Raw genomic sequence first — 22,188 nt, 5'->3', positions numbered from 1 at the left:
ATTATGACACGATGGCCATGCGTTGTAAGGTCTTGTTGTCGAAAAACTTGAGGAGTTGGTCGTACACCCGTTGGCACCTTGCCTGTGAAATGGCGTTCGAACGATCCTCTACAATCACTACGCGGTAACCCGCGTCGTTGAGTTGGTTGACGAGACGGTCATACCGCTGCTCAACCTTCTGCTTCTGTTCGTCACCATACACTGAGACAGGGAGTAGGAGTTCAACGACAACCCTGTGGGATGTTAGAATGATATCCGAAACGTGCCCCGGTGTCAACGTGATTCCGGTGGTTACGTCCTCTCTATCGCCCAGGAACGTGGCGAGCTTTTCACCAAAACGTGAAAGTTCGCCCGGGGCTGGGCGTTCTGCCGATTGTAGTCGGCTGAGCACACGCGACCGCTCTTTTGCGGTGCGTTGATCCCATTCCTCACGACGCAGGGAACCGAGACGTTCTTTCTGCCGCTTGCCATCAGACGAATCCCAAAAGCGACGAGTGCCCTCGGAAATCTTTTCCTTGGTCTCCTCAGAGTGGGTCTTCCCCTTGCGTTGATGGTCGGCTGTCTCCAGATGCTTCTGCTGTGCCTCGCTCTTAGACCGCCTCTCGACCCCCAGTTTACGCATATGGTAATAGAGAGTTGACCGTGCCATGCCAAGGTGGCTTGCGACCTCAGCTAATGACATGGTTTCATACAACTCTTCGAGACGTTCCTTCGTGAGTTCCATCTATCGTCTCACGATATCCCAATTGATCTTCAAGCCGAGACGTGCCGCTTCGTACCTGATCTGTTGGGTTGTGGCACCATGCTTCTTAGCTGTAAAGCTCAGACCATGATATACAATACTGCGGCGGAAGCGATCAATCTGGTCGGCCTCGGTACCATCACCATCTTCAATACGGAGTCGCCATTCCTTCTTGGGCTTTTCAACCCCGGCTTGACTCTCCACATGACGGCGTTGACGTTCAGCATCTTCCTTACGTACCGCATTGATATCAACTTTGGTACGAGGTCTCTCCGCTGCCTCGGCTGCCTTGCGAGCTTCCATTTCATCTAGACGTGCTTGTGCAGTCTCTTGGGCCTCGCGGGCCTTAGCTGCCTGCTCCAAAACGTTGGCTTCTTTTTCGTCGTCGCTACGTAGCTTGAGTTGGCGTGCCATGCGGCGTGCCTCATCTGGGCTTTCTACGTCTAGCTCACGCTTGTAGAATTCAACGTCGGCACCAGTCAGTCCAAGCTTACGCTCGAACGTGGCACGACTCGACATCTGTGCTAACAGTTCAAGGAACTCAATACGCTGCACACGATCTAGTGTGGGGCGTACCCGCGTGGATCCTTTATTCTTACTCGCCTGCCACGCACGGCTGGCTCTATCGTCATTCATCCTGTCCACTCCTAAAAGAGATACTCGTCGGCTTTACGCGACACAGAGGGATCAGGGGATTGTAGATGGTAGTCATACTGACACATCTTGTCAACTAACTGCTCAAAACCACACTCGGGTTTCCACCCCAGCCGCTCTTGAGCTTTAGAACTATCGCCCAGTAGAACATCAATGTCCTTCGGACGCATATACTTCGGGTTGACCTTGTAAACCTGTTCGGGATCAAGGTCGAACCACGCACAACACTCGTTGAAGAATCGTTGAACGGAATTGGTTTCACCAGTAGCGATAACGTAATCGTCAGGATCGTTTAGCTGCAACATCGCGTGCATCGCACGCACGTAGTCACCAGCAAAACCCCAATCGCGACAGGCATCCATATTCCCTAGCTCAACATACTCTTGCAGTCCCCACTTCACTCTTGCAAGATTACTGGTGATCTTGCGAGTTACGAATTCTTCGCCTCTAACGGGCGATTCATGGTTAAACAAAATACCACAGGTGGCAAACATGCCAAACGACCTACGGTATACTCTTGTGATGTTGAATCCGAAGACCTTGGCCGCCGCATAGGGAGACTCAGGTTCCATCGGAGAATCCTCATTCAACATGGCAACCTTGCCCTCTTGAATGGGGTTACCAAACTGCTCACTACTACCAGCAAAGTAGAAACGACAGTCGGGCTTTTCTGAACGCAGGGCATCCAGGCAATTCAGGACACCAACACCAGTGGCCTGAGTAGTTTGTTCTGCGTATTCCCAAGACATACCTACGTGACTCTGAGCCGCCAAGTGATAAAACTCATGCGGCTGGAATTCACGGATAGCCTTTTGAATACTCGAAAGATCGGTCACGTCACCGTGAACCAAATGAAGGTTGGGGCTACCAAGTAGCGTCCGGAGTCGCCCGTTGGTAGGGAGGGAGGTTCGACGGACAATGCCGACAACCCGGTAGCCCTTTTCTAGCAGGTAGCTGGCCAGATAGAATCCATCTTGGCCTGTGATACCCGTAATGATTGCTGTCTTACTCATGCGTTGCTTCTATACCACGAAATAGTGCGGCTAAGGGTCTCCTCAAGTGAAGTCTGTGCTTCCCATCGTAGTACGTTTTTCGCCCTGGTGACATCCAGGCAGCGTCGAGGCTGCCCATCGGGCTTGGTGCTATCCCATTCAATCTCAACGTCGTACTCGCCAATACGTTGGATAAGCTCTGCCAGATCCCTAATCGTGATCTCTTCGCCAGTGCCTAGGTTGATGGGCTGGGGACCTACACTACGCTTTAGAGCTACACCAATTGCTCTAGCACAGTCCCCCGCATAAAGAAACTCACGAGAGGCAGATCCAGTGCCCCACAGAGTTACCTTGCCGTCTGCCTCTTCGAACTTGCGAATGAGAGCAGGAATCACATGACTGCTGTAAAGATCGAAATTGTCATACTCACCAGCCATATTGACCGGAACGAGGTTCGTGATATCCATGCCGTACTGTGTGGCATAGGCGATCCCCATTTCCATGATCGTTTTCTTGGCGATACCGTAGGGTGCGTTCGTCTCTTCGGGGTAGCCGTTCCAGATGGTCTCTTCGCGGAACGGAACCTCCGCGAATTTGGGATAAGCACAGACTGTGCCCAAATTGACGACCTTCTTGACGCCCGTCTGTCGGGCTGCCTCTAGGACGTTGATGCCCATTTGCAAGTTTTGGTGAATGAAGCTGCCCGGGTTGTCTTTGTTGATTCCGATGCCGCCACAGGTGGCTGCAAGGTGAACGATAGTATCTACGTTGTTACGCTTGATGTAGTGTCGTAGATTGATGTTGGCGTCGGGATGCTGTAGCGGCCACTCGCTAGAGTTTAGTAGATCTAGCTCCCTTCGTTGTGGCGTAAGGATGTGTTCTTCACCACGCTGTAGAAGGTCTACAACATGCTTGCCTACAAAGCCGTGTGCCCCTGTGATTAGTATAGTCATTAGATGAGGTCGGTCAACTCTGCGGGGTTTACCACGCAGTCAAAATGGTGTGCGTTCGCTTGAAACAGCGAGGACAGCATATCTGTCACGTAACGCTTCATGTCTAGCTCGCCTCCGTCCGTGGGCAGCGGTAGGTGTGACACGTACTCAATGCCCTCACGGTACAACTCAAGGTAGCTTTGTTTTGCAATGCCAAATGGCTCGAACAGATCCTCACGTACAAAGATCCAGTCGTGACCACAGTAGGCCACGGGGTAGTAGCCTTTGCTCCTGCCAAGACGATAGATAGCCAGTGGGCTGGCCGAAATGGGGTGTCCATCTACCTCTGGCTTTTGCACGAAATCAATGAAGTACGGGATGCACAAGCTGGTCTCAATACAGACGACTCGTGGCCTGTAGCTAGTAAGCGAATTCCAAATGTGCCAGTCGATGCCATCAACGTCAATCGACATGAAATCTAGTTCGGCTGGTGCTCCCGCCTTCTCTAGAATGTTGTCCAGCCTAGTCGGCCCTTCGATGCCTACGTAACTGTTGACCGTGGTGACACCCTCTATCCCCGCATTCATCTTTTCAAGGATGGCGTACTTGGCGGGATCCCCCTCAATGAGACAGCCGTGCCATCCGGCCTCAATCATGGCCCGCGTGTTACTTAGGTGAACACCGTCCCAGGCACCGAACTCTACGCAGTATTGGTTAGTCGTCCCGATGCGTCGGAAGACCTCGCGGAGTACGCCATCTTGCCCACATTGGGAGTGGCGATTGCCTGCCTTTGCGAAAAAGCTCATCGCTTGATGCCGATACCTCGTACGATACCGGGCCTGACACCATTGGCTCCGCAGCCGTGTACTTCTACCACATCAAACCCTGCATCCTCTAGTAGAAGTCGGATGCAGTTAGGTGTAAATCGCCAGAAGTCGTCGGGATAGCCATGAATCTCGAAATCGAAAACGGTCGTGAGATAGAATACGCCACCCTGCTTCAAAACACGAAAAGCCTCGTGGGTTACCTCACGGGGCCAGTCAACGTGCTCGTAGCAATCGGTACTGATGATGACGTGGAATTCCTCATCAGCAAAGGGCATCTGCTTGGCGTCAGATACCACGTCCACGCCAGGGCCTTCTTGCATATCGAGCCCAACATACTCGCCCACGACGGGGGCGATAGTTTGGCGACACACAATAGCCTCCTGACCGGGAGCAATCCAGCTACCAATCTCCAGCACTTTCTGATCAGGATTGAAAGGCGAGTGCTCTTTAGCTACCGTCTCGATCCAGTTACGGTTGTGAATATCCAAGGAATTCCTCTACTGTGACTACGTTCATGAGTTCGTCTCGATGCTGCTGGAAATGATCCCAGGTCCACTCTTCGGGACGTTGATAGGTTGTTTGAGAACCACGCTTGATGACGCCACACCCCCAATCGGTGTCGATGACGTACATCGTAAGGTCCGCTCTGGTCGCTCGAAGGTCGGCGTAAGCCTTCCAAACATCACCGTTCCAGGGCTTACCGGACACCCCCTCTCGAAGCTGGTGCCACTCTTCCTCTGGAAGACAGTCATGCATGACAATGATACCACCATCGTTTAGGTGTGTTAACGAATTTTCAATGTCTTTTAGCACTTGTTCGTGCAAATGTAGCCCATCGATAAAGATTACATCATAACTACGGCTACAGTGTGACTCGAAAAACTCATCCGAGGTCATGGTGAAGTTCCCTTGGCCGTTGGGATCCACCCCATCCACCACGGGCAACTCGATTTGGCCAAGCGTCTCTCGACCACGCACACCGATCTCTAGATACGACTCAAAGCCGTACATTCTAATCAGGTGCTTGATGATTGCGGAACGTTCCATTAGTAGCGTAGCTCGATGTTGTTGACGTATTGCTCAATCAGGCTGGTGCGTGTCTCTTCGGTGCAGCGACCAAGATCATACATCATACTCCAGTCCAGACCGGGCCACTTCGCGTCCCACATTTGACGTAGCGGGCCATGATCAAACTTGCCGCCGTAGGCGTCTGCTAGAGAGCCATTGTGGTACGTTGTATTGTGCTCGTGATGGCAGGAAATCTTGTGAGTGATGGCAGCCGAACACCAACCGGACAAGAACATTCTCAAGGGATAGTCCAGCGACTCGTAGCACGCGATCCAGCGTTCGTCCCAATAGCCGATCAACTGAAACACTTGTCTTTTCCAGCATTGAATCGTGAGTTCCTGAGCGATACACCTGATGGGGTCGGTGTCATCCGTATACCCCTGCACCTGATATGGAACATCGCCCTTGTCTACGGCTGGCGTGATCTGATGAATGTCCGGATGAGCCTCTAGCTCGCCCAAGAGAACGGTATCAAGTTCAGGTGTGAACGTGGTGTCCGACGTTACCATACAGAGGTAAGGACTACGATTCAGTCGGGCTGCCAGATTGATGCCACCCGCAATCCCTTGGTTGTGGTCTAGGCTAATGAAGTTGAAACCATAGCCCATCGATAGGTTAGCGAGCCTATTCTTGTAGTCACTATACCAGTTACCTTGATCGATCACATAGACTTCACTCGTGATGCTGTCGTTACGATTGGCGTGCAACGATTCCATGCACGCATCCAGGTAGGCCGTAGCTTGATCCTGACAGCGTGGATTGTAGTCCAGAATGAAGTATGTGATATCAGGGATCATTTGATCAGTCGTACAATCGTGTCTGCGTGAGCAGCACCGGGAGTTGCAACGTGACCCACTTTCATTTGCACGCCAAGACCAGCAACAAACTCAGTGAACTTGGGCCAGCTATACGTATTCCAAAAGTGAGTGCAGCCATTTGCGTCCGGTTGAGATTCCTGTATCACGTCTTCTGCATCGTCAGACGGATCCAAGAAAAAAACAAGGACCAATTCCTTAGAGGCCACACGGAGACCTTCGCGTACTGCATCTTCGTACCCTTCTTGAAGGTGCTCTACGATATGACGCATGATCACAACATCAACCTCGCCATCGTCTAGCGGTAGCTCTTGAACATACCCCTCTTGAAGCGTAATCTCATCGCCATAACGCTTTTTGGCTTCTGCCAGCATTCCTTGGGTACGATCAATGCCGATGTAGTTGCAATCTACCCCCACACGCTTGAAGACATCCCAATTGACACAGGTGCCACAGGCAGCGTCTACCACCGTACATCCCTTGTACTGAGCTACGATCTGTGCAAGCGTATGGCGACCGAAATTATCGATGCCAGTCTTGTGGTTGCGTAGAAACCCAGCAATGTGCTCCTCGGTCATGAAGTCATGATCGTCCGGAGAGTCTTTGAATTTGTTATAGCCCTTGACTGTCATAGTACCCCTACCTCTTTGAAAATGTGCTCGAAACGATGGTGCCACTGGTGCTCCTTGAGCATCCGTGCTCTACCAGCAGCGGCGATCTTCTCACGCTCATCAGGATGCTCAAGGTAGTAGCGTAATTTCTCGATCAGTTCGCCGTCATTCTGTGCGACGATGATCTCTTTGTCTGCCTCAAAATATGAGTCAAGATCGTCAGCAGGAGTACACACCTGTAGACGACCGATCTGCGGAATTTCGAAGTGACGACCTTTGATCTGCGGCATGGTGCCGTGGTGCCACGGGTTAGAAAGGTTGAGACAGATTTTGCTTTCGGCAAAGGCACGGATCATGGCGTGAAAGTTGGTCTGATAGCCATGCCAATTCTCGTAGCCGTCCCAATAGTTACCAAATAGATCCAGATTGATACCAGCAGCCATGATGGCATCTACCACTTCGGCACGCCAATACTTCATGACCTTGCCGTGTTGGAATTGACCGTGTTTTTGGCCAACGAAACTCACGTCATACCGCTCTACCGAGTTCTCTTGGGGGTGGTAGTAAGGGGAGCCAGCCCACTGAGAGCGGATCACATTCATGCCGTTCTGCTGATACCACTCGACTGTACGCGAGTGAGTGGTAATGAAGTGGCTTACCCTATCCTTGCGAGGAAGAATCCAAGGCTGAAAACGCCACGAGGAATCGCAGTCCCATTGGATAACAGGAATGTCTTTACGAAGTGCCATCTTGGCGGCAGCCTCAGGAAAGTCTAGCGACTCATTGAAGGCCACATGGAAGACTGCATCGTAGTCTTCATCAATGATCATTTCCGTCGCTGAGCGACGGATGTCATCGCATTCATCTGGATAGATGATGTCTACATCAAACATTCCCCTGCTTGCACAGTCACGAATACCGGCCTCAATATTGAAGTGTTCGTATGAAAACCCTTCGTCTTTTTTGCCGTAATTGTAAAGCAGTCCTACGTACAAAATCCTCATCGTGGCACACTCGTTCCAAGGGTATACATGTAGAGACGTTCCGGCACTTTACCGAAACGGAAACCCGCACTTACGGCACGTCCCCATAGTTCCCAATCTTCACGCCCCAACCACACCTTATCAGTGCTGTAGCCACGTAGACTATCAAGGGCTAACTTACGAATCATCATGCTGCCGTGGCACATGACATTCTCGTCTGGCAACACGGCCATAATCTCTTCGTGGGTGATATGATCACGCACAGAAAAACAGTTAGGTACAACGTATCCTTCCATGATGTCCCAAGAGTGAGTACCACAAAAGTCAATGTCGGGGTGGTCTAGCATCCACTGTCGCTGGACACCAATCTTGCAGTCCATGTAGCGGTCGTCGGCATCCAGATAGGTCACCCAATCGGTCTTACACTTACTAAGGCCGAAGTTCTTGGCTGCCGCCAACCCCTGCTTACGCGGACGCTCGAAAAAGCGAATGTCAAGGACAGAACGATAGCTCTCTAGGATGCTGCGGGTGTCGTGCCAGCATTCATCCAGTACGACTACCACCTGGAAATCCTCATACGTCTGGCGTACCAGCGATTCGAGGGCATCTTGGAAGAGTCGGTCGTGCTCGATGTCCTGACTGTGAACACAGATCAGAACGCTGATTGTGTCTGTTTCTTTCATAGCGGATTGAACTCAAATACTTCTTGCGATAGCCTAACGAGATCGTGACCATGTAGGAGGTCTAGGTATTGCCTATCTCGTACCTTATGTTGCCATCTGTCCAGCACCCGAAGGTTGCGGGCATTTTTGTCATGGTTGGTGAAGCTGCTACCCTGTCCAATATGACTGAGCATAGCGTCCGTAAAGTCTAGATTGAGCGTGTCGGCCAGTTGGCGACGATACCGTTCGGATGCGAACCACAGATTGAAGTTTACTCTCAAAAAGCTCTCGTCACACACCTGCTTGATGTAGCGATCAATCAGTACGTCGTAGTTGTCTGTGCCCACATGACTATGCATCAGGCTGGCCAGCCAGTTGAAGGGATCACGCACGACCGTCATCTTGTGAACCGTATTCTGTTCCGATGATCCGGGCAAAAGACCGAACGGAATCTGGTCGTATACGTCTACATCACAGTCTTCAAAGTTGATGGCGAGCGAGTCGCAGTCGTCGCTGTGGCTGCCGCCATAGTGGACGTGGGCGTTTTCGTATGGCCATTCGTTGTGATCATGCACTCCACGCACAACCACGTCATTGAGTAGTGCCGTCCGTTCGTGATGCCCAGACAGCCATGCAATGACGCCATGATGACCGGATCGTCTCATAGCTAAGATGTGGTACTCATGCATGGTGCGGAAATATCGTAGTCAGAATTGCCTGACAACGGCTCGTGTATGTGTGGTTGGCAATGACGTTCTTTTGGCACAAGGCAGTCACTTGCGTTAGACGATCCTCGTGCTCTAAAAACGACTGACAGGCAAGGGCCAGTTCCTCGGTATCATTATACGGGAAACCGTTGTTCAAGTCAATGGGTTGTTCGGAATAATCTGCTGCTTCCGTTAGAACAAACGATCCTGCCGCTGGTGCTTCCCAATAACGCATATTGAGTAGGCCGCGTCCCGCGTCGGGGTTCTGATTGATGACGATTTTGGCCGACGCCAGAGCGTCGATGTAGTCTTCTCGGAATACATCACCCACAAGCTCTAGCTCAACGCCTAAACGAGAGAGTGCAGCAGCCAGATGCCGCCTGTCGTCACGAATAGAACCAACGAGCACAACGTCACGGGTCTTGGGATATTCCAGCGAACGTCCATGTAGTTCGCGGTCACATGCATAAGGTAGGTAAGAGACATTTTCGTATCCCCACAGTTTGTATTCCTGAATGGTAAGCGGATTCGCTAGAAATAGGTGATCGAAACGGAAGTAATCGACTAGCCTCTTGTAGCGATCAGCGTGGTAGCTGGTGTCGAATAGCCAACACGCCGTCTTGCGTGCTCGCGTGATCTTGAGTTCGGGGTATTGAGGGTCGCCATCATTGCACTCCATGAATAGGATCAAGTCCCAATCCTGTTCGTCCAACAGGGGGCGTCCCTCTACCCAGCGGTTCTCTTGGTAGTATTTTGCGTACGGATATGCCTCATGACCAAGCTCTCGAAAAGCCTTGACCACCATGTCTCCAGTTGCCCAGCCGGGCGACTGAGGAATGCCTCTATAGCTGACCAGAATCTTCACTGATGCGTCCCCAGGTAACCTTGTTCCAGGCCGCTTCGTGTCCTAGATAGATGAGTGTGTTGATGATAGTGATAGCGATAGCAAGGCCGCCAGCGACAGCAAACGATCCAGTAAAACCGCCTAAAATCAGGGTGCTTGTTGCCGCAGTAGCAGTCTTGTATGTGGCAGTTTTCGCGAGTAGTCTGCGTCGGAGTGATCTCATAGTCTGTCTTTGCCGTGGGGTCTACCTTCTGCTGCACCATTGGGAGTGATCTCAACGTGATCGGCACGCTCCCGAATATCACGCAAGTTGTTGGCACCACAATATGTCATGCCACTTCGGATACCACCCATGATGTCAGCGATCACAGCCCCAGCAGGCCCCTTGGCCGTGACTTTGATTTCTACGCCTTCGGCTGTTTTCCATTCACGCATTTCGCCCATGAAATCGTCTTGAGCTTCTTTGGACGCCATGCCACGAAACATCTTGTACTTGCGTCTCAGTGTGCCAGCGGGCGATGCGGTCTCCCAGATGGGCTCATCTTGAATCTCGCCCGGAGTTTCGTCCGTGCCAGATAGCATACCACCAATCATGATGGCGTCTGCACCAGCATAGAGAGCTTTCACCGCATCACCCGGCGTACGAATACCACCATCAGCAATGAGAAAACAGTTGACTCTTCGACAATCCTTGATCGCAGAAAACTGCGGCACGCCGAAGCCAGTCTTGACACGGGTAGAGCACACACTACCAGGACCAATGCCCACCTTGATAGCATCGGCCCCCTTGTCTGCTAGATAGCCAGCACCCATCGATTCACAGACGTTGCCAGCAATCACGAAGGCCGCCTCATCGAACTCTTTGATTTGCTGAATCAGCGTCCCTACGGGACGCGAGTGACCGTGAGCAATGTCGATGCAGAAGTAGCGAGCACCAACCTCGTAGAGTGCGTGGAAGCGATCCAGCCCCTCGTTGACACCCAGCGAGACAACCGCTTCACGGTTCATCGGTCGTTCGTTCGGAAACATACGCTCGTTGGAAGACGCTTTGGTATACATGTCCACATTGTCTTCGATGGAACAGAAGCGATGTAGGAAACCAAGGCCGCCGACGTGCCGCATGAAGCGTGCCATTTCAACACCCGTTACAGTATCCATGTTGGACGAGAAAATGGGTGCCGACAGCGTGAGACCACCAAACTCTACGTTGGTATGTTGTTTGTCGCCATCGAACTTGCGGCTCGCGATGTTGTTGTACCTCGGCACTAGCGAGATATCGTCAAAAGAGAGGGCTTTCATGCTGCCAGTTCTTCCCAAGCTGCTCGCTTGATAGTCTTCATTTCGTTCTGTTCTGCCTCAGACATATGTAGCCTTAGTGGGGTTGTGATATCCCAATACAACTCAAATGATTCCTGGTACGCCTTCGTGTTGTAGGCGATTTGCACGTCTTTCAGCCAGCGTTCAACCAACTTCTCGTCAGTCATCATAGTGCTTTTGCAAGTGCTTGTAGGTGCTCGGGCACCGTAGCCTCGTTCTCGTCAAATACCTGTCCCACGAACTCGGTACCGTTTCGCGGCACCGGGAAGTCTTGAGCGTGTCCCTCCATACGTAGAAAGGACGCATGAATCATCGCATCATTGACGACACGAGGATAAATCTCAGCGTTCAAAAAGTCCTGATCAGTCTGCCAGCGATCTTCGTGGTTCCAACGAGCCATCAACTCATTGAATTCAGGGAGAGCACCGCTGCGAGCACCCCACATGCCGCCAAGCATCCGGGACCCGTGCCACGGGTGATCTCGCATGATGTGAAATCCCTTACCGCTGTCGAGCCATTCTTGGACCGCTGCGGCTTCGCGATAGCTAAGTCGCGAATCACAGTCTCGTGAAATCACCACGTCAACGAGAGTAGCATTGACATACTCGAAACGCCAGAACATACCACGCCAATCTCCACGGGCCATGCCGTTTGTTTCGGGATCGAGACGACGAATCACGTCTACGTGGGGCATACCCTCTAGAGCATCCCAGACGGCGATAGGCACCAGGGCATCAAGCTGAAATACGCAACGCCATCCGGGATAGATCTCCGCAGCAAGCTCGGCGTTACGTACAGCACCGACGCAATACTTCGGGTCCTTACCCCAAAGGCTAAAGCTAATGATCTTCTCACCCATTCTTCAATACCCAATCATAGAACTGAGCGAGTTGACTAGTCATGCACTCAGCCTCGAAATATCTCATGGCACGACGACGAGCCTCAAGACCAAAGTGTTCGCGGATACGCACAAGACCCGACTCATCTTCATTGGCGAGTTCGGGGTTGGCAATCAGTTGCACGAGGACATCACGGTAAGCTTCGTGTGCTCCAACGGGCACAACGAATCCTGCGTTACCAATGATCTCAGACTGACCATTGTAGATCGCACTCTCATGCGACACCACAGGAAGCCTATGCATCATAGCCTCCTGGATATTGCAGGGGCAACACTCTCCATCGTGGCGAGCGTGGGCGTAAATGTCCAGGCCACGATAGAAATTGGATAGCTCAGCGTCGTCCACGATGGGGCCACCAAAACGAATGTTCTGAATGCCCAATCTAGCAACCTCGTCATGCCACCCTTGGCACGGATTGATCACGATGTACCAAGCTTCGGGACATACCTTCTCGACTTCGGCAAACGCACGAAGAGAGATCGGATCGAAATTGTCCGCACGTCCTACCCGCCCAAGCAAAATAGCGTCATGAGGAATCTTGAACTGCGTCAGCAACTCTTCGCGACACAGTTCCTTGTTCTCGGGCGTAATGTCCAGAACGGGCTGTTCGATGGGGTTGTATAGGACAGGTCCATCGTTATTGCCGTCTTGTAGGGCACGTCCACGAATGTAGTCCGAAATGTAGACGTTGAGATCGATCTGTTGTTCGGGCGTACGGTCAGCCTTACCAAAGATGTTGGTCTCAACCCACTTTGCACGCGGAGCCATGTACCGGAAACACGGCCATTCGGCATACCCACTACGATGAACGTGTACGATGTCCGGGTCAATAGCACTCAGGACTTCGTGCAAGTTGTCGTGCTCGGGCATAAACGGCGAAACACGCCCCTTCTTGCCCGGCTCCCACTCGTAGCCAATGACATGATCATCGCCCAGCCATTCACGAACAATATCAAGACGTTGATTGTTCGGATCACCTAGACGATAGACGATGTACGGCTCGAAACGCTCGCTCTGGGCAAGGTACTTGCAAAACAACTGAGCCGTGCGATCAGTACCGCTGTAGCCCACGGTCTTGCTGTGGTGTACTACCTTGATCTTACTCATTAGCCTGAGTACCCCATAGAAACACAGCCAGACGCAGCAATACCAGACCAACCAGAATTGGAAGTCATGAACTGCTGTTGCCAATCCCAATTGTCCATGACGTATTGGGTATATTCTTGCTCGGTCAACTCAATGTCGTTTTGCTGACAGTTCTCAACCATCAGAATGGTACGATCATAGTCGATCAGGTGGTTCGAGGGCTTGGAAACATTGACACTATTGATGCCAAAGTAGTATTCTCTGAACTCGTCCGTCCGACTCTCGTCTTCACGAGTAATACGAAGACACTCATTGAGATCAACAACCTTCGCGGCCAGATCTTCGCCCACTCGTTCGAGTTCCTCCAAAACCTTCTGCCGATAGGCAATCAGGGCTTCGTTGTAAATGTCCTTGTGACGCTTACGGTTTTCCGTGAGCTTTTCCAGAAGGAACTTCTTGTCAAACGTTAGAATCTGCATTTGCTACTACCTCTCGATAAATACGTTCTAGCTTCTCTTGGCAAGCGTCAGCGTGATACTCTCGCATCGCCTTGGCGATAGCTGCGTACCCCATTTGCTCGCGTGTTTTCGGACTGTCAATTAGCTTGCGTAGTGCCTCGGCATACTCGCCGGGGTCGTTATTGACGATATATCCTGTCTCGCCATCGTCTACGAGTTCTGTCTGTGATTGGAATACGCCCATGCCCGGGACACTCGGGGTAGCGACATGGGTTACAACGGGCTTGCCGTGGATCATGGCTTCGGCAATGTTGACGCCGAAGGTTTCACCATCTGCCCTGGCATGGGCGTAAATGTCAATGCTGTTGTAAAACTGACTGAGCACCAGTGGGTTGGTAGTAGGCTCAATCATCTTGAATGGAATGTCGTAACGAGCTAAGTCCTCGATCATATTGCTCGGAGGAGCAGCAACTACGAAACCAATGTCATAACCCTGCATACGTAATAGGCGAACAGCCTCTACGCTCACTGAGTTATAGATGCCGTTGTCCGGACGCCCACACCTTCCAAGCCATACCGTGTCGCTTGAAAAAGAGTAGAGGGAGTTATCGGTATACGGGGCTTCCACCGGGTTGTTCACGTAGTCGAAGCGATCCGCGAGACTTGCCGGAACCTGAACGCCACGGAGGGACTTGTCCATCAGCCACTTACTCATAAAGAGAGTGCGATCAATGCGGCGGTCGGCATCCAAATGACCAAACACGTTAGTCTCTACTACGTGCGGTACTTCTACTTGGCCAACAGGGAACTCGGCGTACCCACTACGGTATACGTGTAGAATGTCTGGCTCGAAATGGTCGATCACACCCTGGAGATCTCGTGACGTGGGTGTGGCCTGCGGATCCCTGACGCCGTTTTCGTCACGATACGAGCAAATCCTGTAGATCTGTCCACCACACACTCGACGTGCCTTCTGGAACTCTTCCAGTCGGGTCATGTCTCCTGTGGATTCGTGGGCCACGGCAACCTCAAAGTCGCTGCCAGCGTTCTCAAAAAACAACTGACAGGTCTTCTCTGTGCCGCCCAACCCAAGGTTGCGGAGGTAGTGAAGAACTCTAATCATTGGGCATATCGAAGGGGTCGAAGTAGTCTTTGTTACCACGGCTGTAGTCATCTTCTAGACGCACAACGTCGTCTAGCTCAGGCGAGGAAGCCTCCATCACCATAACGGGGGAGGTCTCAGATGCCACAAGGCGGTGGACGGTGCCGGGCTCAATGGTTACATGACGCCCAGGCAATAGTGTCATTTCTCTGTGATTGTCGCCGTCAGTCAGAAAGAGCGTGCCGCAACCGTAGACACAGTACATTGTCTCTCTCTTCTTTTCGTGGTACTGTAGGCTAAGTCGTTGCCCGGGGTCAACCTCCAGAATCTTGAAAGCGTATTGGTCATTCGCCTCAATGATTCGTTCGCGGCCCCAGGGCTTTAGCACGATACGTTGTTCGCTCATCGCACTTGCCCTTCCACTTGTTCGAAATACCTCTGACGTTCTTCAAGAGGTAACGCATTGAATGACGGCTGATCGCCAGCGTAGTGCTCTTTGATCTCTTCGAGGTAAGCGACATACGCTAGTTCTTGCTTGAGTTGTTGCCGCAGTAGATCCATCTTGCCGGGAAGATCAGCATCCATCCCCATGCGTTCACGGACGATCTGTGCCGTCGCAGCCGCGTCGGCGGTACGTGACTCTTGAGCATACTTGAGTTCGCTCTTGAGCATGGGCACTTGTCTACGAAGCTCGTTCACTTCTTTACGAAGATCGTCTGCAACCTGATCGGCAGCAGCCCACGAAAGAGCGTTAGACTTGGTAGCCGCAATTTGCTCCCCAAGCTGACGCAGAAGTCCGCCAGCTACTAGCCTGTACCACCATGCTTTGAAGTTCGCCATTTCTTACCTGCTTGCATTGTTGCAACCCACTCTTCCTTAGGAGGTAAGCTGCCGAAGTCACGGAATTCTCTCGCGTGCTTCAAATGTCCATCGAAATTATGACCGAAAAACTCAGAGATGGAAGCGTATGTCTCCCAATTATTAGCCCATTTGTTTCGATTCTCAATAGAATCGGGACGTTGTGTGTAGACCGTAATGAGTTCTTCGATGACGTGCCCATGATAGCCCTTACTCATGAAGTAAAGCCATAGCCAGTAGTCGAATGCAGACTGGTGACTGGCAGCACGCTCATCCATGAGATTCCAGTCCAAATCCTTGAGGAAATCCTTGTCATTTCGCCACGCAACCTGCGGTCCAGCCCAGCACTCGCGAGACATTAGCTCAAAATCGAACGGTGGTTTCAAGCCTCTTCCTTGGATCTGACGCTGCTCATTGATTACGGTCAAACCGCCGTAACAGAAGGCAATCTTAGAGCCAATGTGCATCGGACCTGTAGCCACCTTCATGTGCTTATGCACTAGTTCGGTAGTCTGCGGAACATGGAAGTCGTCGGTGTTAGAGTTCATCACAAACTCGCCCGTCGCATTCCTCCAAGCCCTCAGCCACGAAGCCCCGTAGGGTTCACGGACGGGCCAGTAGATGTATTTGACGCGATCATCTACAGCAGCCCATTTCTGAGCGATTAGCCCGTCCGTGCTCGGGGAGTCGGGATTGACGACTACGATCTCAAAATCGGGATCGGTCTGGTTCTCTAGCAAGTCTGCTAGATGAGCGTCCAAAAAGTGACCTGAGTCGTAGGTCGATACTAGATATGAGATCTTAGCCAACGTTTTCGTCCCTCTTGACAGCACAGATATCAACTAGCTCCAAAGTGCCGTCTTTCGTTTTGCGATAAAGAGCTACATTGTGGAACTCATCCTCTTCAAGAAGGAGGTCGAGGTTGTGTAGTTTGTCGTCCTCGATACGCATGGCACGAGTAGGCTCCTCTAGCGTAGCACCACAGTCATAACAAAGCTTTGTCGGGACAGCACCAGTCAAATCGAGCGGACTACAGCGAAAGTGACGACACTCTTTGTCGCCACCGATAATGGTACGCAGTCCACTCAGTTTGAAACGTTCTGCCAGGAAGCGAAAACCACGTCTGTATCGTTCTTCCGTAGCATACTCTCGCAGCATACGCAAGAAACCCTTGATGTAATCTCTTAGCACGGCTGTACCTCCATGCCATTATGGAAGGTCGGCATGTGCGGCGTAGCCTGCTGTGTCATGCAGAGCCAGATGTTACCGTACGCTTCGCCAGCGAGAACCTGACTGTAGAAACGGTCTTCACGCCAGTTACCAACCACCTTGCCACGTACGGGGTTGTGCTCAAAAGCCTGTACGGCGATGGCTGACGGATGCTCTCCGTCATATTCCAGCACCGGCTCGGCATTAGCACACCAGTCTTTGACCTTCTGGTCAAACTTCTCATCTGCTCCGTCGTGCTTAGCAAGCTCACCTTTGTAGTAAGCCTGCTTCTGCTCCATTACTTCGTCCATCCCAGCACGGGCATAGCCGTAGTGATAGATGAAGAAGTCATTGAGCATTACTCGACGTACTTGATAGTGAGGGGAGAAATAGGTACAGTGGCCAACCGGATCGGCAACGACCGGGTGACTGTTGTATTTCATACCACGGACAAACTTGAACACCCTCTGATGCTGCGGCTGCCATTCGGGTCCCGGCACGGCTACGTGGTTGAAGTCACCGTAGAAGTGCAGGAAATTAGGTACGAACTCCTGTGCGTGGGGATTGAGTTCGATAGCTCGACGCAGACGGCGAATGTCCTCAGGGCGATAGAACTCGTCAGCATCATTGATCAACATCCAGTCACCCGGAACAGACATATCAAGGAACGTCTGCTTCATTTCCTCAAGGTCTTTCCAGAACTTAGGGATTGAAATGATGATCAGCTTGTTGTCCGGATCACGGTTCGCTTTGAAGTCTGCTAGGATCTCCACAGTACGGTCAGTAGAGTGCCCATCCTCCGTGGCGTTGGGACGGTTCTCAACAGCACCCTCAATGACGAGAATGCGATCTACTTCGTCATAGAGAGACGAGAGGACGGCCTCCGCAAACTCTTCTTCGTTGTGCATCTGAATGCACTGTACGATCCGAACGGGCTTATTGACACGCTCTGCAATCGATTGCATCTGCGGGACATAATGGATTTGTTGTTGGTTCATAGTTCTACCCACGTTGTCTGGGGTTCTTTTTGAGCTAGACGTAGCGTTACTTCTGTGTTGTGATCAAAAGAGTGCGTACGTTCCTCGCTCACTAGTGATAGTTCAAACTGATCTAGAAAGCCATCGGCCAGTGCCTCTTCGACCGCCGCAAAGTCCTCAGTGATCAGGTGAATATCCACAGAGATTTGTTCTTCCGTACCAACCGGATTCTTCTGTCCAAGGATATGTTCAAACGACATGCCAGAGTGCATTTCAGCACCAGCAAATAGCACGCCATACGAATCAAAGTAACGCCGAACGTCATTGGTCCAGTCGTAGAGATTGGTCATAGTGATTCCTCTAGCGAAGGTTCTGCTTCCGGCTCGGGAGCGGGCTCTTGGTAACGAGCCACACCAGTTTCTTTCCACGTCCCTAGGACGGCATGTAGCTGCTCGGTTACATGAGACGAAACGGCACGATAGTCCAGCTTCTCTCCTACCTGCTTGGCGTTCTCACGACGCTGTAAAACAGCTTCCCACTCTTTGAGATTGTCGCCCTCAAGTTCCCCAGCCTCGGCACCCTTGCGGAGCATATGGAAGTGTCGCATAGTCAAAGCAAGTTCCACAGGAGACGGCTCGAAGCATTGCTCAACACCAGTGAATAGCCCCGGGTCCCCATGCGGCATGTCGTAGAAAAATGCAGGAGTACCACCATACACAAGGGCATTCTCAGCGGTCACGAATTCACCAAGACCACCGTGCGTGTGACTAATGACGGTTTTGCCATGAGCCAAAGCATCAAACACGGGGATGCCCCAACCTTCCGCTCGACTAGAGCACACATATGCATCGCCGCGAGCGTGTATACCATGAATTTCGTCGTCGCTCATGGTGTATACCAGCGGCAGAACCGGCGGTAGATTCGGTACGGGGATACGACACTTGGCCTTCACGGCATTCACATACTGCTTGACCATTTCGATATCCTGCTGACGCCCCTGCATGTTCACGTACGTCTTCAACACGAGCAGAACGTCATCGGGAGTACCAGCGAAAGCTGCATAGTAAGCACGCAGTAGGTTATCGATGCCCTTCTTGGTGCTTAGCTGACAGATGTTGTAGAAGACTGTGCGACCATCGATGTTTGCAATCTCAAACGGCTGGTAATCCTGTTGATACTCGTCCACGTCACACGGAGGACCAGCCACTAAGATCGGCTTTCTCACACCCGAATTCAGGAGGGTATGTGCGTTGTGCTTAGAGGGCACAATCAGGAAGTCGAATTCGTTAGCCTTCTGTGCCCAGGTAGCCTGGATACGATCAGTCTCGAAGAAGGTATACAGACCATTGGGAATGCCGGGAACGGGTACAGCTTCTACGTTACACGTAGTCATCTGTAGTGCCATTTCAACACCCTGTAGATCTTTCGCCAAAAGAGGGGCCATCCACTCAGGTACCTCAAACGACTGTCCTTCATCCAACGCATCATACTGCAATGGGCGAGCAACGACATCCATGTTTTCGTCTTGGATGATAGCACGCAACAGATTGCGTGACGCATGGGCAAAGCCACTGAAATCCAGTAGCGGGCCAGTATACAACAACTTCATTAGATGAACTCCTGCTGCGGACGTGCAGCGACATTGCCTTGGGCAACCGTGCCGCCCACCTGTTGACGAATCTGATCACGGAGCTTGGTACCATCAGACTGCTGGTTGCCAATGGCCACAAACTGCTTCATGATTTGTTCACGGGGAACACCCATGCCAAGATGCTGAATCCAAGTCTTAGCTCCCTCAGGATCAACAGCCGGGTACTTGAGAATATTGAGGTAAAGCCATTCGACATACTGTTCGTCGGTCAAGCCTTCCGGCACCGGCACAGCAGCAAACTCTTCGTGAGTTTCAATCGGGCTATCCCACGTTTCACTACGGTCCTTGATCTTGACGTTATCTAGAACGTACTCCCACTGTTTCCAGATCTTGTTCCAGTCGTAGTTCTCTTCGGTGCATTCACGAGCATCACGCCCCAAGTTCTTGAGGTTTTGCTCAGCGGTCAACATGGCACGCATCTTGAAAGCCATGTCCTCTACATCAGGGTGGGCACGCTTACAATTGGTCTCGGGCTCGTAGTAGTAACGACCGACATCAATGACATCGCCGCCCTTGGTGCAAGTGTAGTTGTCCTTCGTAATACCCAACTCTTCGAAGTGGGAGTAGTTCGGGAAACGTCCCTTCTCACGCATGGCTGTGTAGTCTGTCACCAGGGTTGGTACGCCACACGCCTTCGCTTCCTGAATAGGCATCCCGTCCCCCTCGCAAATCGAGCATTGGACGTAGAGATCCATGAGGTTGTAAAGCTTTGCGAGATCTTCTCGACTAAAGCCACCAGCCGTCCCCGGAGGCGATGCTTCCACTTTGCCACAGTGCGGGCAGGGAAGCTTGATGCGACCATCTTGAATGGGCTTGCCCCATAGGTTCATAGCAAACGTCACAGACGGTTCCTCGCAGGCGTGACAGTACATAGACTGTAGGACGCTGCCACGAATACCTTTACTGTGGTACGGCATCCACTCAAGAGACTCAAGACGCATAATGTGTCTCGGGTAATCGTATGAGTGAGCGTTATCCGGCCACGAAGAATGAATCAGGAGAACGGCCTTGTCTACTTGCGGCTCGCCCTTGAACTTCTCCTTCATCAACGCAAAACCGTCGATGAGGTCGGGGTAGAGCTTACGGCTTTGGTTACGCATAACCGTACCGATCACAGGGTTCTCTTTACTGAGGTTCCAATGCTCTCGAATTTCTGCCTTATCCATAGGCTTGAAAGTCTCAAGGTCTACGCCAGGACGCATGGCCTTCGGGAAGACACGCACCTTCCTCTTGTTGTTCGGCATGAGTTGACTTTGACGACGTAGAGCATGAACGCCATAGTCTGAATATGCCAACACCATTTCGGCATTCTCATACGTATTCATCCACTCTTCGGCTTGCGGCTCTGCATCGACGGTAGGCATCACAACCCACTTATACCACGGACGGAACACGCTCCGCTCTTGGTACTCAAGCATCCACCAGTCTCGGATATCGATAACGATATCCGGCTTGAAATCAGCAACAACGTGATTGAACTTGTACTCACCAAACTGGTTGGTGTTCTGGCCCCGCGTTCTGGGGTGGGGCGACGGCTGCTGGAACTGCTTGGCCTCTTCTTGGCTCTCGGGCATGACGCCATAGAACTTCCAGCGGCCCTGGATAAACTCATGGACCTTGGGATCATTCTGGCGGGCGTACGAGCCGAACTCGGCAATCTCGTACTTGCCCGTTGCAACTAGGCGGGGGATAAGCTCTCGGTAATACGTCGAGAAGCCAGTGCTCAGGTTGCTGGCCTCTCCACAGAACAAGATTCGTTTCTTGTAATTCATTCAGTTACACCTTCAATGGCCTTACGGATACGATCTTTGAGATCGTTCTCTAGCTCATATACTCGTCGTTGTGATAGCTTCAAATCGGCTGCAACCTCTTTGACTGATGCGTCTCCCATAAGCCTTTGCTCTAGAATGGCAACGTCGGTATCGTTCTGCACTACTCCCCGCAGTATCTCTTGGATTGTGCTTTCTTCTGCGATACCTTCGTCTGCTGCATCATCAGGCTGTAGATCCGAATGCTGACGACGACTATATGTGATGCGGAGATCACGGACATGCTCCGCATCAAACTTGCGATTAGACGTGGTTAGTGTCTCTGCGATCTGCTCGTCCGTTTTGCCCTTAGCGTGTAACTTACTGACTTTGGCCGCTAGGCTCGTGACTCGATGATCAACCGTAAAGACACCCAGGAATCTGGCTGCCTCATTATAGATATCCTGACGTACGATCCGTGCCACGTACGACTTGATCGTCGTACCATACGTAGGATTGTAGGATTTGATTGCCCTTAGGACTGCGACATCACCAACCTGACACAGATCAGCAAAGTCAATAGTGGCGGAAGAATAGCAGGCTGAACGTGCAATCCTGCGAACGATAGGGCCGTACTCATTGAGTAGTTCGATAGCCTCTGCATCAGGAACATCAACCATCATTCCGTGCTCTCCGGTCCATGATCTTGATTTGTCCTGCTCCGGGGGCCACCCGAACAATGTCTCGGTAGCATTCATCTTCATCTTCGTAGTACCGCTCGTCATCCATCACTCCTAGAGCGTTGACGAGTCTTCCTTTGAGTCCGCCGTCTTCCTGACACTTTGAAACATAGCTCGCAAAACTTCCCAACACCATGATTCTTCGGTATAGGGTTTTAGTTTGTATCTGATTGCCGCGTCGAATGGGGATGTTGAGGGCTAGGGTCAAAGTAGCTTTCCCTGGCCGCCCTTCTTCGTCTAGATTGCCGAATTGGGCATCTGCTGTCGCCCGACCAAGCAACTGTACCTGTGCATAATCGTACATTT

Annotated in this window: 30 protein-coding genes; all 30 read right to left on the bottom strand. The window is 51.7% G+C overall.

Features of this window, described 5'->3' with window-relative positions:
* Position 1: 1 nt before the first annotated feature.
* A complete protein-coding gene (locus K5880_RS14315; RefSeq protein WP_297653525.1) occupies positions 2-724 on the bottom strand; it encodes a hypothetical protein in 723 nt (240 codons plus the stop codon).
* Positions 725-1,378 carry a hypothetical protein gene (locus K5880_RS14310; RefSeq protein WP_297653522.1) on the bottom strand — a complete coding sequence of 218 codons (654 nt, stop codon included), beginning with the start codon at positions 1,376-1,378 and terminating at the stop codon, positions 725-727.
* 11 nt (positions 1,379-1,389) lie between these two features.
* The gene (locus tag K5880_RS14305) at positions 1,390-2,409 is read right to left on the bottom strand and encodes a GDP-mannose 4,6-dehydratase (protein WP_297653520.1); all 1,020 of its coding nucleotides are present in this window, start codon (positions 2,407-2,409) and stop codon (positions 1,390-1,392) included.
* Positions 2,406-3,341 (bottom strand): GDP-L-fucose synthase, encoded by a 936-nt coding sequence (locus K5880_RS14300; RefSeq protein ID WP_297653517.1) that lies wholly within the window; start codon positions 3,339-3,341, stop codon positions 2,406-2,408. Before K5880_RS14300 ends, K5880_RS14305 begins: the two co-directional genes overlap by 4 nt.
* Positions 3,341-3,976, bottom strand: coding sequence for a hypothetical protein (locus tag K5880_RS14295; RefSeq protein WP_297653514.1), 636 nt, complete (start codon positions 3,974-3,976; stop codon positions 3,341-3,343). The genes K5880_RS14300 and K5880_RS14295 overlap by 1 nt, the downstream gene beginning before the upstream one ends.
* A gap of 146 nt (positions 3,977-4,122) precedes the next feature.
* Positions 4,123-4,635, bottom strand: a complete 513-nt coding sequence (locus tag K5880_RS14290) for a methyltransferase domain-containing protein (RefSeq protein WP_297653511.1) — start codon at positions 4,633-4,635, stop codon at positions 4,123-4,125.
* The gene (locus tag K5880_RS14285; protein ID WP_297653508.1) at positions 4,616-5,194 is read right to left on the bottom strand and encodes a class I SAM-dependent methyltransferase; all 579 of its coding nucleotides are present in this window, start codon (positions 5,192-5,194) and stop codon (positions 4,616-4,618) included. Before K5880_RS14285 ends, K5880_RS14290 begins: the two co-directional genes overlap by 20 nt.
* Positions 5,194-6,012: a glycosyltransferase gene (locus tag K5880_RS14280; RefSeq protein WP_297653505.1), complete on the bottom strand. Its 819-nt coding sequence runs from the start codon at positions 6,010-6,012 to the stop codon at positions 5,194-5,196. The genes K5880_RS14285 and K5880_RS14280 overlap by 1 nt, the downstream gene beginning before the upstream one ends.
* Positions 6,009-6,662, bottom strand: coding sequence for a class I SAM-dependent methyltransferase (locus K5880_RS14275; protein ID WP_297653503.1), 654 nt, complete (start codon positions 6,660-6,662; stop codon positions 6,009-6,011). Before K5880_RS14275 ends, K5880_RS14280 begins: the two co-directional genes overlap by 4 nt.
* Positions 6,659-7,645, bottom strand: coding sequence for a glycosyltransferase (locus K5880_RS14270; RefSeq protein ID WP_297653500.1), 987 nt, complete (start codon positions 7,643-7,645; stop codon positions 6,659-6,661). The genes K5880_RS14275 and K5880_RS14270 overlap by 4 nt, the downstream gene beginning before the upstream one ends.
* Entirely contained in the window at positions 7,642-8,307 is a 666-nt protein-coding gene (locus K5880_RS14265; RefSeq protein WP_297653498.1) for a glycosyltransferase, read from the bottom strand. The genes K5880_RS14270 and K5880_RS14265 overlap by 4 nt, the downstream gene beginning before the upstream one ends.
* Positions 8,304-8,975 carry a hypothetical protein gene (locus tag K5880_RS14260; RefSeq protein ID WP_297653495.1) on the bottom strand — a complete coding sequence of 224 codons (672 nt, stop codon included), beginning with the start codon at positions 8,973-8,975 and terminating at the stop codon, positions 8,304-8,306. Before K5880_RS14260 ends, K5880_RS14265 begins: the two co-directional genes overlap by 4 nt.
* Positions 8,968-9,858: a glycosyltransferase gene (locus K5880_RS14255; RefSeq protein ID WP_297653492.1), complete on the bottom strand. Its 891-nt coding sequence runs from the start codon at positions 9,856-9,858 to the stop codon at positions 8,968-8,970. The genes K5880_RS14260 and K5880_RS14255 overlap by 8 nt, the downstream gene beginning before the upstream one ends.
* Complete coding sequence (locus K5880_RS23160; RefSeq protein WP_366883011.1) at positions 9,836-10,060, bottom strand: DUF2061 domain-containing protein; 225 nt, start codon at positions 10,058-10,060, stop codon at positions 9,836-9,838. Before K5880_RS23160 ends, K5880_RS14255 begins: the two co-directional genes overlap by 23 nt.
* On the bottom strand, positions 10,057-11,136 hold the full coding sequence (locus K5880_RS14250) for a guanosine monophosphate reductase (RefSeq protein ID WP_297653489.1): 1,080 nt from the start codon (positions 11,134-11,136) through the stop codon (positions 10,057-10,059). The genes K5880_RS23160 and K5880_RS14250 overlap by 4 nt, the downstream gene beginning before the upstream one ends.
* Positions 11,133-11,324, bottom strand: a complete 192-nt coding sequence (locus K5880_RS14245; RefSeq protein ID WP_297653486.1) for a hypothetical protein — start codon at positions 11,322-11,324, stop codon at positions 11,133-11,135. Before K5880_RS14245 ends, K5880_RS14250 begins: the two co-directional genes overlap by 4 nt.
* A complete protein-coding gene (locus K5880_RS14240; protein ID WP_297653483.1) occupies positions 11,321-12,013 on the bottom strand; it encodes a hypothetical protein in 693 nt (230 codons plus the stop codon). Before K5880_RS14240 ends, K5880_RS14245 begins: the two co-directional genes overlap by 4 nt.
* Entirely contained in the window at positions 12,006-13,160 is a 1,155-nt protein-coding gene (locus tag K5880_RS14235) for a glycosyltransferase family 4 protein (RefSeq protein WP_297653480.1), read from the bottom strand. The genes K5880_RS14240 and K5880_RS14235 overlap by 8 nt, the downstream gene beginning before the upstream one ends.
* Positions 13,160-13,618: a hypothetical protein gene (locus K5880_RS14230; RefSeq protein ID WP_297653477.1), complete on the bottom strand. Its 459-nt coding sequence runs from the start codon at positions 13,616-13,618 to the stop codon at positions 13,160-13,162. The genes K5880_RS14235 and K5880_RS14230 overlap by 1 nt, the downstream gene beginning before the upstream one ends.
* Positions 13,599-14,594, bottom strand: coding sequence for a glycosyltransferase family 4 protein (locus K5880_RS14225; RefSeq protein ID WP_297653473.1), 996 nt, complete (start codon positions 14,592-14,594; stop codon positions 13,599-13,601). The genes K5880_RS14230 and K5880_RS14225 overlap by 20 nt, the downstream gene beginning before the upstream one ends.
* Before the next feature lie 118 nt (positions 14,595-14,712).
* Positions 14,713-15,105, bottom strand: coding sequence for a cupin domain-containing protein (locus K5880_RS14220; protein WP_297653471.1), 393 nt, complete (start codon positions 15,103-15,105; stop codon positions 14,713-14,715).
* Complete coding sequence (locus K5880_RS14215) at positions 15,102-15,539, bottom strand: hypothetical protein (RefSeq protein ID WP_297653468.1); 438 nt, start codon at positions 15,537-15,539, stop codon at positions 15,102-15,104. The genes K5880_RS14220 and K5880_RS14215 overlap by 4 nt, the downstream gene beginning before the upstream one ends.
* A complete protein-coding gene (locus tag K5880_RS14210) occupies positions 15,506-16,390 on the bottom strand; it encodes a glycosyltransferase family 2 protein (RefSeq protein WP_297653765.1) in 885 nt (294 codons plus the stop codon). The genes K5880_RS14215 and K5880_RS14210 overlap by 34 nt, the downstream gene beginning before the upstream one ends.
* Positions 16,359-16,748: a hypothetical protein gene (locus tag K5880_RS14205; RefSeq protein WP_297653466.1), complete on the bottom strand. Its 390-nt coding sequence runs from the start codon at positions 16,746-16,748 to the stop codon at positions 16,359-16,361. Before K5880_RS14205 ends, K5880_RS14210 begins: the two co-directional genes overlap by 32 nt.
* Positions 16,742-17,764 carry a glycosyltransferase gene (locus K5880_RS14200; RefSeq protein WP_297653463.1) on the bottom strand — a complete coding sequence of 341 codons (1,023 nt, stop codon included), beginning with the start codon at positions 17,762-17,764 and terminating at the stop codon, positions 16,742-16,744. Before K5880_RS14200 ends, K5880_RS14205 begins: the two co-directional genes overlap by 7 nt.
* Complete coding sequence (locus K5880_RS14195) at positions 17,761-18,093, bottom strand: hypothetical protein (protein WP_297653461.1); 333 nt, start codon at positions 18,091-18,093, stop codon at positions 17,761-17,763. The genes K5880_RS14200 and K5880_RS14195 overlap by 4 nt, the downstream gene beginning before the upstream one ends.
* Complete coding sequence (locus K5880_RS14190; RefSeq protein WP_297653458.1) at positions 18,090-19,352, bottom strand: glycosyltransferase; 1,263 nt, start codon at positions 19,350-19,352, stop codon at positions 18,090-18,092. Before K5880_RS14190 ends, K5880_RS14195 begins: the two co-directional genes overlap by 4 nt.
* On the bottom strand, positions 19,352-21,166 hold the full coding sequence (locus tag K5880_RS14185; protein ID WP_297653456.1) for a glycosyltransferase: 1,815 nt from the start codon (positions 21,164-21,166) through the stop codon (positions 19,352-19,354). Before K5880_RS14185 ends, K5880_RS14190 begins: the two co-directional genes overlap by 1 nt.
* Positions 21,163-21,825, bottom strand: a complete 663-nt coding sequence (locus tag K5880_RS14180; RefSeq protein WP_297653453.1) for a sigma-70 family RNA polymerase sigma factor — start codon at positions 21,823-21,825, stop codon at positions 21,163-21,165. The genes K5880_RS14185 and K5880_RS14180 overlap by 4 nt, the downstream gene beginning before the upstream one ends.
* Entirely contained in the window at positions 21,815-22,186 is a 372-nt protein-coding gene (locus tag K5880_RS14175) for a hypothetical protein (RefSeq protein WP_297653450.1), read from the bottom strand. The genes K5880_RS14180 and K5880_RS14175 overlap by 11 nt, the downstream gene beginning before the upstream one ends.
* Positions 22,187-22,188: the final 2 nt, after the last annotated feature.

The organism is Hydrogenophaga sp., assembly GCF_025699295.1.
GTDB lineage: Bacteria > Pseudomonadota > Gammaproteobacteria > Burkholderiales > Burkholderiaceae_C > Hydrogenophaga.
Note: the sequence above shows the minus strand (reverse complement) of the source record. Positions and strands in the feature narration are given on the sequence as shown.

Coding starts and splice junctions, on each gene's coding strand:
- K5880_RS14225 (WP_297653473.1), bottom strand. CDS start 14,594: ATGACCCGACTGGAAGAGTTCCAGAAGGCACGTCGAGTGTGTGGTGGA.
- K5880_RS23160 (WP_366883011.1), bottom strand. CDS start 10,060: ATGAGATCACTCCGACGCAGACTACTCGCGAAAACTGCCACATACAAG.
- K5880_RS14185 (WP_297653456.1), bottom strand. CDS start 21,166: ATGAATTACAAGAAACGAATCTTGTTCTGTGGAGAGGCCAGCAACCTG.
- K5880_RS14215 (WP_297653468.1), bottom strand. CDS start 15,539: ATGGCGAACTTCAAAGCATGGTGGTACAGGCTAGTAGCTGGCGGACTT.
- K5880_RS14265 (WP_297653498.1), bottom strand. CDS start 8,307: ATGAAAGAAACAGACACAATCAGCGTTCTGATCTGTGTTCACAGTCAG.
- K5880_RS14270 (WP_297653500.1), bottom strand. CDS start 7,645: ATGAGGATTTTGTACGTAGGACTGCTTTACAATTACGGCAAAAAAGAC.
- K5880_RS14240 (WP_297653483.1), bottom strand. CDS start 12,013: ATGGGTGAGAAGATCATTAGCTTTAGCCTTTGGGGTAAGGACCCGAAG.
- K5880_RS14275 (WP_297653503.1), bottom strand. CDS start 6,662: ATGACAGTCAAGGGCTATAACAAATTCAAAGACTCTCCGGACGATCAT.
- K5880_RS14175 (WP_297653450.1), bottom strand. CDS start 22,186: ATGTACGATTATGCACAGGTACAGTTGCTTGGTCGGGCGACAGCAGAT.
- K5880_RS14230 (WP_297653477.1), bottom strand. CDS start 13,618: ATGCAGATTCTAACGTTTGACAAGAAGTTCCTTCTGGAAAAGCTCACG.
- K5880_RS14250 (WP_297653489.1), bottom strand. CDS start 11,136: ATGAAAGCCCTCTCTTTTGACGATATCTCGCTAGTGCCGAGGTACAAC.
- K5880_RS14235 (WP_297653480.1), bottom strand. CDS start 13,160: ATGAGTAAGATCAAGGTAGTACACCACAGCAAGACCGTGGGCTACAGC.
- K5880_RS14285 (WP_297653508.1), bottom strand. CDS start 5,194: ATGGAACGTTCCGCAATCATCAAGCACCTGATTAGAATGTACGGCTTT.
- K5880_RS14190 (WP_297653458.1), bottom strand. CDS start 19,352: ATGAAGTTGTTGTATACTGGCCCGCTACTGGATTTCAGTGGCTTTGCC.
- K5880_RS14195 (WP_297653461.1), bottom strand. CDS start 18,093: ATGACCAATCTCTACGACTGGACCAATGACGTTCGGCGTTACTTTGAT.
- K5880_RS14315 (WP_297653525.1), bottom strand. CDS start 724: ATGGAACTCACGAAGGAACGTCTCGAAGAGTTGTATGAAACCATGTCA.
- K5880_RS14180 (WP_297653453.1), bottom strand. CDS start 21,825: ATGATGGTTGATGTTCCTGATGCAGAGGCTATCGAACTACTCAATGAG.
- K5880_RS14245 (WP_297653486.1), bottom strand. CDS start 11,324: ATGATGACTGACGAGAAGTTGGTTGAACGCTGGCTGAAAGACGTGCAA.
- K5880_RS14280 (WP_297653505.1), bottom strand. CDS start 6,012: ATGATCCCTGATATCACATACTTCATTCTGGACTACAATCCACGCTGT.
- K5880_RS14295 (WP_297653514.1), bottom strand. CDS start 3,976: ATGATTGAGGCCGGATGGCACGGCTGTCTCATTGAGGGGGATCCCGCC.
- K5880_RS14305 (WP_297653520.1), bottom strand. CDS start 2,409: ATGAGTAAGACAGCAATCATTACGGGTATCACAGGCCAAGATGGATTC.
- K5880_RS14260 (WP_297653495.1), bottom strand. CDS start 8,975: ATGCATGAGTACCACATCTTAGCTATGAGACGATCCGGTCATCATGGC.
- K5880_RS14220 (WP_297653471.1), bottom strand. CDS start 15,105: ATGAGCGAACAACGTATCGTGCTAAAGCCCTGGGGCCGCGAACGAATC.
- K5880_RS14310 (WP_297653522.1), bottom strand. CDS start 1,378: ATGAATGACGATAGAGCCAGCCGTGCGTGGCAGGCGAGTAAGAATAAA.
- K5880_RS14300 (WP_297653517.1), bottom strand. CDS start 3,341: ATGACTATACTAATCACAGGGGCACACGGCTTTGTAGGCAAGCATGTT.
- K5880_RS14200 (WP_297653463.1), bottom strand. CDS start 17,764: ATGAACCAACAACAAATCCATTATGTCCCGCAGATGCAATCGATTGCA.